This window comes from Salinimonas profundi (assembly GCF_014750655.1).
Lineage (GTDB): Bacteria > Pseudomonadota > Gammaproteobacteria > Enterobacterales > Alteromonadaceae > Alteromonas > Alteromonas profundi_A.
In genome coordinates this window covers 22,529-31,014 of record NZ_JABBXD010000019.1, presented here as the reverse complement: position 1 = coordinate 31,014, position 8,486 = coordinate 22,529, and the positions used below count along the sequence as shown (strand labels likewise).

Sequence of the window (8,486 nt, the reverse complement as noted above, 5' to 3'; positions counted from 1 at the left end):
TTTACCCATGATTTACCTCTTATGGTTTAAGTTACATTTTTACCATAAAAAGTGTCGAGAAATCTCAGGCCTTACCAGTCTGATCGCTACTTCATCGGTGAGTCGAAAGGCTCAAATTAAAAATACCTACACAATGTACTTAACCACAACAATGATGAAATTGCGATAGCCACGAAAACACTCGCTGAGCCCAAATCTTTTGCTAAGCCTGACAGTGGGTGAATCTCTTTTCCTATACGGTCAATAGTGACTTCAATTGCAGTATTGACAATTTCAGCGAACAGGACGAAGAGTATGGAGGAAAGTAAAATCGCCTTTTCCATATAAGGTATAGACCAAAGAGCAAGCACTCCCCCTGCTAAGATAAGTAAGATAAGTTCTTGCCGGAACGCTGACTCGTTTTTAACAAGCCATGATATAGCTCTTACAGAGTTTTTCATTGCTAATACAATACGCAAAATGCCCTTTGGTTTGGCTTTAGGGTCGAAATGCATTTCTGATGTGGTTTCGTCTATGACTCGCATTTTCGTAAAATATCCTGAGTGGGTTGGTAGGTGCTGCTTTGCACATTAGTAAGACCTAGTAATGTGTCAAAAAGGTTGTCCTGCGAATAAGGATGACTGGATAACGAATTTACACAATCACTATATTGAGGTTGGCTAAACTTGGAGGCCCAATAAACCATTGGTACATGAGTTTGCTCAACAGGCGCTAAATTATAGGGGAAGCCGTGCAAATAAAGCCCATTCTCTCCCAATGACTCACCATGATCCGATAAATAAAGCATCGACGAATTAGGAATAGTGGCAAGCTGTTCAATAATCTGGCCTAGCACGTAGTCTGTGTATGCAATAGTGTTATCGTACGTATTTGTCAGCTCTGCCTCTTCACAATTTTGAATATCACTTCTAGGACAATCAGGCACGAATTTAGCAAATTTCTCAGGGTATCTCCGGTAATAGGTAGGCCCGTGTGAGCCAATCATGTGTAAGACTATCACTCTATGTTCTTTAGATGGCCTTGAAAGAGTTTCTCTTAAAAGGTCAACAAGTACCTCATCATAACAATAATCTCCATCGCACAACTTGGGATCTCTTGACGGGTTGAAGTCTATAGTCTCTACCCTCTTGCATACGCCTTTACAGCTACTGTTATTGTCAATCCAGGTGACGTCAACACCTGCACGATGAATGATGTCTAAAACATTGTCCTGACTGTCTGCAGTACGCGAATCATAATTTTCTCGTGAGAGTCTTGAGAACATACATGGCACGGAGACTGCGGTAGCAGTACCGCAAGATGTCACCTTGCTAAAACTGATTGCACCTGCGTTCTGGATATTAGGCGTAGTACGCCTCGAATAGCCGTTGCTTGAAAACTTGTCAGCTCTGGCCGTTTCGCCAACCACAAACACTGTAGTAGACGGATGTATACCAGCATTCCCTTTTATGTAGGGACGCTTGTCTAATACTTTGTAGGGTAAAGGCGGATAGAAGTAAGTGTCCCGAAGGTACTTGTACCCTGAATCATAAAAGGCGTAGGGAATAATATACTTCGTTAGGTCTTTGTTATTTCTGCCGACAGCTGCATAGCTCTTAAAAAGGAACGTGGCTATAATTGCAATACCCAATAAAGCAAATAAGTTCAGCACTAGAAGCTGCTTGATTCGAGCCTTGAGCTTCCCATTTAATTCCAGATTAGAAATCGCAAATACAGGGATTAATCCCAATATAGAGAAGAATAAAAAAAGTGTTGAATTTAGATAGGAAAAGGCTTCACCAGAATTTGTTTCCATTACATTCTGTATCATGCTCTTATCGAAAATGACACCATAGGCCAAGGTGCCGTAAAGTAGTAGAGAACTTACAACGAAAGCAATTGCAACTGTGGTGCGCGGCAAAAATAGGGCACCAAAAAGACTTAGAAAAATAACATTAAAAAAGGTTAGCAAGAGCGGTACAGAAAGAAAAAACACCCACTCATTCAATGTTACAGGGGCTACAACTTCATAAACAGCAGAAAGAAATGGTGCGTTGAATATTGCTGAGATAAATAGTGAAGAAAGTAAAATGAACTGAGCTGATGTAGGATTAAATTTTAGTGTTATTGGGAATTTCACAATAAGGCTCTCGTGTACTTCTTAGCACACAAGTTACCTGTAAAAACTTAGATAACACTTAAGGAAAACTGTGGAATCTAAATTTTCGCATTATTTTTTAATTTTATAAAAATATGTATTTCTCACGTAACGGGCCTGTCTGGGATATAACTAAAGATCTCAGTCTTCGTTCTCGTAAGCGGACACTTTTCGGTTAATGCCTCGTTCGATAATAGAACCCAGTGGACGCGATGTGCATATCCTACAGACGTTGCCATTGCTTTTTTAAAACAATCGTTGCGCACGTGTTTTTCATCTACGAGGATATATCTTCCCTTGTCAGTCTTCTCCAGCCACTGGTAGGCGGCAGATAATTGCTCATCAGTAGGGGTATGATAGCCAAAGTGGACGATGGGATAAGGCGAGAAGAGAATAAACTGTTCAGAAAAATCAACAAGTGCAATAGTTGCATCATGTCTGCCAATTTCTTTTTCAATATTTCCAAATACGCTTTTAGGGGTTTTTACATCTTCAAGTAAAGTGTAACCCCATGTAGCGTACATGCCCCAAAGAGTACACAAGAAATAAGGCCAGGCTTTCCAGTGCTTCCCTCTATAAGTAATCACCGTAACCAGACACGTCAGTACCCCCGTTACTAAAAAAAACATCCACGGAGAAAGCCCGAACTTTTCTTCTAATTTTAGGGCGAATGATGCTTCTACTATGCCGGAAAAACCAAACCCCAATAAGCCTACTGATAGTAAAAATACAACAGCCCACATAAGCCAGGAAAATACTTTTTTATTAACAACTGAATCAAAGTAAGGCGCAGAGATCAGTGCCAGCATCGGCAATGCGGGTAATATGTACACTCCCCGTTTGCCAGGACTTACGCTGAAGAAAAGTAGGACAAGTACAATCCAACCCAACGGTAAGAGTATGCGGGCATCACCTTTTTTAATTGCGCGATACCAAAATGGGATGAGCCATGGAAGAGCGATGCTAATTGGCAGCCAGAATAATGGAATAACCTCAACGAGGTAATACCAGAATGGCTTTATGTGATGCCAGGAATCAGCATATCGAGTGACCGTTTGCCTGAAAAGAATGTTATCTCTATATAGAGCAAGTGATGGATCGTGGCTATTTTCAACCAATATCAACATAGGTACAAACCATAGTGATATAGCCAGTAACATCACCACTGCACCCATTAACCACGGTAATACGGAGTTTTTAGTTTGGTTCTTAGTTATGTCCCGCTGAGGCCAAACGCGTTGATGTATCAAGTATGGTATCAGCATCAGGACTGGTAAAAATCCGACCCCTTTTGTGATGACACCAATTCCCATGAAGAAAAAGGCGAGGTAATACCAACGCCATCGCCTTTCAACTAAGAAAAAGCGCAGAAGACCATAGCATCCGATTGTTATCCAGCAGCAGACCATTGCGTCTATCTGTGCAGACTTGGCTTGAAGCAAAAATTGAAAACTCAATAAAAGAAGTGACGTTGCGATCAGCGCTTCTTTTGTACTCCACAGTCGTTTTGAGATGTCATACACCAAAAAAAGTGTGAGTAGGCTGCATAAAGCAGATGGGAGCAGAAAGGCAATCTTAATTGACCCGAATAGCGCAAAGAAAAAAGCGATAGACCACATAAACACAGGTGGTTTATCAGGATAAAACTCTTCCGCTCTGGCTGGAAAGAACCACTGACCTGTTTCAACCATTTCTTTTGCAACTTGTGCAAAACGAGGTTCGTCAGCAGGCCAGGGATCTCTTAACCCAAGCCCGATAAATATCAACACGCTAGCCAGTACAAAAAGCCAGAAAGTATAATTGGGATGCTTGTTCTTATGTTTAATGGCTAAGCTCGTCTGATTCATTGCTACATTTGCTGCTTTTTGTGAGTGAACGAAGAGTTTTATCGTCATTATGTTGACGACGATAAACCTTAAAAAGATATGCGCTTAGCAAGCTGGAAATCCCAAATAATAGGGCGCTTATGATTATTTTAAGTTCAGAGTTGACTAATACCCCCTTACCCATCAATGCAAAAACCGCCATTTGAGGGATGTAGCCAATAGTAGACCCAAGAATAAAAGAGCGTCGTGGAATCTTTGAAACGCCAGCAAAAATGTTTGTGAGTAGATTATTCCCTACTGGCAACAGTCTAATGATAACGGACTTAAGAAAGGGAGAACGAAGTAGAAAGTGGTCTAACTTGCGCACCCGCATTTCAAAGTGTTGAATAATAATCGGTCTAGCGAAATACCGGGACACTGCCATAACTGTTGCACAGCTGAGCGTAGCTGCTAATGTTGAATAGATGACACCTTCAGCAAATCCAAAGGCATACCCCCCCATAAATGCGACTAACTGGCGTGGAAGTCCGATAGAAAGTAAAAATACTGAGACGGCTAAAAATTTGGCTATCCCTGTCACTCCATTATCACGGGTATGCTTGTCTATCCACTCCTGATTAAATGCGTCAAATGAGGGAGAGAGCGAAATCAAATGACTAAAAAACAGAATGGTAAGTACCAGAATGAAGAAACGAAGGAGACTGGAATTCAATTAGATACTCTCTTCATTTTCTAAGATGACATCATTAAGTTTATTACGTTTCTGAAGCCAATAAACTCCTGCCATATCAATTAGTCCGACCCCAAGCCGCCCTAACATATTATATTTTGATTTTCCGAATTGCCTGTCTCTGTGATTCACTTCAACAACTTTAATGATCCCACCTTGTCGTCGGATCAGTGCTGGCAGAAAACGATGCATATGATCAAAATAGGGTAAATCGAGGAATGTTTGTTTTGGAAAGACCTTTAACCCACATCCGGTGTCAGGTGTATCATCATTAAGAAATTTACTTCTTACAGAATTTGCTAGTTTTGACTGAAATCTTTTCCAAGCTGTATCCTTTCTGTTTTTACGATGACCAGCAATGCAAAAGTGACTCCCTAACGGAAATTGAGAGGCCATAGTCAGGAGGTTTGGTATATCAGAGGGATCATTCTGCCCATCCGCATCAAGTGTAACTACAAGTTCTCCATCAGCATGGCTCACCCCTGTCCAAATAGCTGTACTTTGTCCCACCGAATGCTTATGCCGTAGTACGTTAACTCTGTCAAAGCCACTCGCTTTCAGATAAAGCAAGTTCTCAAATGTCTTATCCGTACTACCATCATCGACATAGATGACTTCGAAGTTTACTACATCTATCAACGCTCTATAAATTTCCTCAATTAAGGGTTTTAAATTTTCTTCTTCGTTTTTCGCTGGTATTACAACTGAAATTCGCACGTAGCCCTCTGTCAAAGCCTCAATATCAAGCAAATTTTATTTTCGACAGTAAAACTCTAACAAACGAAACTTAAGATACGCTTATGAAGAGTCTTTTAATTGAGGTAATAATGTCCTAATCGCTCAGGAAAAAAGAGGCTGGTTAAGGAGGGAACGCTATAGGAGTGTGTTTCGACCAGCTATCGTAGCACTTTCGCCACGGCCCTGGCTTGCACTTACAATCACCTTGTCTTGTTATTGCAAATATTTTGTTCTGAGGAACGCCTGCGGCCAAATAAGCCGCAAAGTCAGTGCTTGAATCGCCATAAGCAGCAAAAGTGTCCAGCCAGACTCCGTATAACGCTTTAGAATATTTAGTTTAAACGTTTTAAAGTTTTTTCGCTCAGCCATCGAATTCGCTACCTGAATATCTCCATCTGGGAAATGGTAACGGGATAAAAAAAGTGGAATGTTGAACTGGAAGTATACATTTCGCGCAGTCAGATAGATAATCTTGAAGCCGTTATCAGCGTATGCTTGAACAAGTTCAGACGCATTTTCTCTTTCAGAAAAAATGCAGGCGTTACAGGGGGTCAATGTTCCATCGATGTCAAAAATCACAGCTTTGTCACTGTTACCATTGGGGGCAGAAATTTCTGTAGAGGTTACTGAGCATCCACTAAGTAGCAGGGCTGATATAAAATAAGCCTTCATCGTTAGTCACAGGATAGTTATTAATATGAACATAATATCGAGATAAACTTAAGAGCTACTGAAGGAAACCAATCGATTTATACTAATAGAACCACGTGTACGTAGGTTAACTATAAGCACCTGTTTTATAGCTTCTTCAGCAAATCCTAAGGTTGAGAAGGTATACTCAAATAACTTTAAAATTGACGTTCAAATTATGAGAATACTTCTGATAGAAGACTCCTTATCACTAAGGAACAGTTTGAGCTTAGGCTTAGAAAAATTGGGCTACTCAGTCGATACTGCTGGCACTGGCTCTGAGGGATTGAGTATGGCGTTGCTTGGTAGCTACGAAATAATCATCCTTGATATGATGTTGCCAGAGCTGGACGGCATGACTATTCTTGAAACGTTACGAAAAAGACATTTAGAAACAAAGGTTATCATCTTATCTGCGCGATCTGAGTCAGAAGACAAAGTAGCGGGGCTATTGGCAGGAGCAGACGACTACCTTTCTAAGCCGTTCTCGTTTGACGAATTGACTGCTCGGCTACTTAGCCTGATGAGGAGAGGAGCGGCACATTGTCTCAATGACCAAGTTACCATCAACGGTTTGACACTCAACATCCAGTTCAAAACGCTTTCATACAATAATAGCGATATCAACCTGACCCCAAATGAATACAAAATTGTTGAATGTATTTTCCTCAATAGACACAAGATAGTTACATCAGAAATGCTGAGTGAATTTATTTCTGGAAGTTATGACCATGTCTCAAAAAATGCTATTGAAGCTCACCTTTCTTCAGCAAGGAAAAAAGTAAGGGAAAGCGGGACGTCTCTACCCATTAAAAGTAAACGTGGTTTTGGCTACACAGTTGTAGAAGCTAATGAAATCAATACGTAAAACATTAACACGAAGACTTTCTATCATTATTTCACTGCTAGTCATCGCCGTTTTGCTTGCAGCAGATATTGGCGTTGATTCTTGGGTCGAAAAAGAATTTAACCAGGCTATGAAGGCAAAGGTTGGTATGCTTCAGAGCTTGGTAAATGAAGATGTCGAGGGTGTGGAGTTCGAATTTGCAGGAGAGTATTTGCCTGAGTTTGAAGGGACATCTTCCCCCGAGTATTTTCAACTTTGGTACAAAGACTCAACGTTTGAAAAATCAGATACTCTGGCGCTTTACACCATCAATGAATTGCCTTTCAGCAGCATTGGCCTGGAAGAATATTCTTTCCAGGATATTACTCTGCCCGATGGCCGTAATGGTCGGGTAATTTACACTCGATATATACCTCAGATTGATTCAGAAGACAGAGCTGAATTTTATCGCGTCATGGGTAACGATACACGCCCGTCAATGGTTATCGCGTACGCAACATCTACAGAACTGTTAAATTTTACATTGTGGTTTATTGATGGTGCTTTTCTTTTAGCCCTAATTATCGTGCCATTAGTTGTTCGATTTGCCGTGCGCAACACTGTGTCATATGCTCTGGCACCCTTAGATACCTTAAACGCCAAGATAAAAGGACTACGATTTACAACTCGAAAAAAACATGAGGCTTTTCAGAATGATGTTGAGGAGTTGGAACCAATCACCCAAAGCTTGAATCACTTTATTGAAGATAATTATTCGCTTTACCTGCGTGAGAAGAGATTGACTTCGGACATCGCTCACGAGCTAAAAACACCAGTCTCTGAATTGATAAATATGACCGAAGTAGCGATTAAGTTTCCAGGAGAAATAAGATTAGAAAAGGATTTTAAGCCACGTGTGTTGCAAATAGGTACAAGAATGAAAAATATTATTTCTGGCCTTATGTTAATTCAAAAGTATAGTTTTAAGAGCCTTGAGCTTACTGATGAGATAGATATCCAAAAATTAGTAACTCAACTTATTGAGATCAAAGAAGCAAGAAATGTTAAGGTAGAGGTTAGCTCCAATTTTCAATTAAGCGTCAAGAGCAATCGCGTTGCAGTAGAATCGATAATAAGTAATCTGATAGATAACGCTATCGAACACGGAAAAACTGATACAGAAATACTTGTGAGCTGTGGTGTAAATTGTTCTAGTAATGTTTACCTCAGAGTGACAAATAAGGTGGGGGCAGAGGTTAATGAGGACGATCTAAAGCATATGTTTGAACCGCTTTGGCAAAAAGATGCTTCTAGAACATCTGAAGATAACTTTGGGCTAGGCCTTTCTATAGTAAGCGCACTGTGTGAAGCCGTAGATGCAGAAGTTTCAGTAACCAAAACCGACGAAGAATATATATCTTTTTTGGTGACTTTCAAAAAAGAGCTGAACATAACCCCACGTCTGCTTTAGCATAAACAAAATTTTTATTTTTGATGTCACCAGCGTCCTCGGTTGGCATGCAAGACTTTCAATACAGG

General features: G+C 40.5%; 8 protein-coding genes. 2 read left to right on the top strand and 6 right to left on the bottom strand.

Annotated elements, in window-relative coordinates; translation table 11 throughout:
• Positions 1-116: 116 nt before the first annotated feature.
• The 6 genes from HHX48_RS18455 to HHX48_RS18430 form a co-directional block, all read right to left on the bottom strand.
• A complete protein-coding gene (locus tag HHX48_RS18455; protein ID WP_139758125.1) occupies positions 117-524 on the bottom strand; it encodes a diacylglycerol kinase in 408 nt (135 codons plus the stop codon).
• On the bottom strand, positions 512-2,119 hold the full coding sequence (locus HHX48_RS18450; protein ID WP_139758124.1) for a phosphoethanolamine transferase: 1,608 nt from the start codon (positions 2,117-2,119) through the stop codon (positions 512-514). Before HHX48_RS18450 ends, HHX48_RS18455 begins: the two co-directional genes overlap by 13 nt.
• A gap of 122 nt (positions 2,120-2,241) precedes the next feature.
• On the bottom strand, positions 2,242-3,984 hold the full coding sequence (locus tag HHX48_RS18445) for an ArnT family glycosyltransferase (RefSeq protein ID WP_139758123.1): 1,743 nt from the start codon (positions 3,982-3,984) through the stop codon (positions 2,242-2,244).
• Positions 3,959-4,675 (bottom strand): TVP38/TMEM64 family protein, encoded by a 717-nt coding sequence (locus HHX48_RS18440; protein ID WP_139758122.1) that lies wholly within the window; start codon positions 4,673-4,675, stop codon positions 3,959-3,961. Before HHX48_RS18440 ends, HHX48_RS18445 begins: the two co-directional genes overlap by 26 nt.
• Positions 4,676-5,410, bottom strand: coding sequence for a glycosyltransferase family 2 protein (locus tag HHX48_RS18435; RefSeq protein WP_139758121.1), 735 nt, complete (start codon positions 5,408-5,410; stop codon positions 4,676-4,678). It lies immediately after the preceding gene.
• A gap of 234 nt (positions 5,411-5,644) precedes the next feature.
• Positions 5,645-6,103 (bottom strand): LNS2 domain-containing protein, encoded by a 459-nt coding sequence (locus tag HHX48_RS18430; RefSeq protein ID WP_139758120.1) that lies wholly within the window; start codon positions 6,101-6,103, stop codon positions 5,645-5,647.
• Between the two features lie 196 nt (positions 6,104-6,299).
• Between HHX48_RS18430 and HHX48_RS18425 the strand changes: the two genes are divergently transcribed.
• Together HHX48_RS18425 and HHX48_RS18420 are read left to right on the top strand one after the other, a co-directional pair.
• On the top strand, positions 6,300-6,989 hold the full coding sequence (locus HHX48_RS18425; protein WP_123325956.1) for a response regulator transcription factor: 690 nt from the start codon (positions 6,300-6,302) through the stop codon (positions 6,987-6,989).
• On the top strand, positions 6,973-8,418 hold the full coding sequence (locus tag HHX48_RS18420) for a sensor histidine kinase (RefSeq protein WP_191026729.1): 1,446 nt from the start codon (positions 6,973-6,975) through the stop codon (positions 8,416-8,418). The genes HHX48_RS18425 and HHX48_RS18420 overlap by 17 nt, the downstream gene beginning before the upstream one ends.
• The last annotated feature ends 68 nt before the right edge of the window (positions 8,419-8,486 follow it).